Origin of the sequence: Flavobacterium collinsii, assembly GCF_902804485.1 — a bacterium.
In the GTDB taxonomy this organism is placed as follows: Bacteria; Bacteroidota; Bacteroidia; order Flavobacteriales; family Flavobacteriaceae; genus Flavobacterium; species Flavobacterium collinsii.
In genome coordinates this window covers 1-201 of record NZ_CADCST010000185.1, presented here as the reverse complement: position 1 = coordinate 201, position 201 = coordinate 1, and the positions used below count along the sequence as shown (strand labels likewise).

Here is a 201-nt window from a genome sequence, read left to right as displayed (position 1 = left end):
GAAATATGGCATATTGGACGTTTTGCCATCAAAAAAGGCGTTCGTGATGTGAACCTGCTAAAAAAACTATTGGTTTGTGCCATTGCTCCGGTTTGCCAACACAAAGACAATATGGCTTTTGCCGAGATAGATGCCAAACTGCTTCGTGTATTGACTCTAATGGGTATTAAAGCAAAGGTTGTTGGAAAATCAATCGAATAC

At 39.8% G+C, this 201-nt stretch carries 1 protein-coding gene; it reads left to right on the top strand.

Features of this window, described 5'->3' with window-relative positions; translation table 11 throughout:
* Positions 1 to 201 (top strand): hypothetical protein (locus FLA105534_RS23395; protein ID WP_217427735.1); only part of this gene is annotated, 201 nt, incomplete at both ends.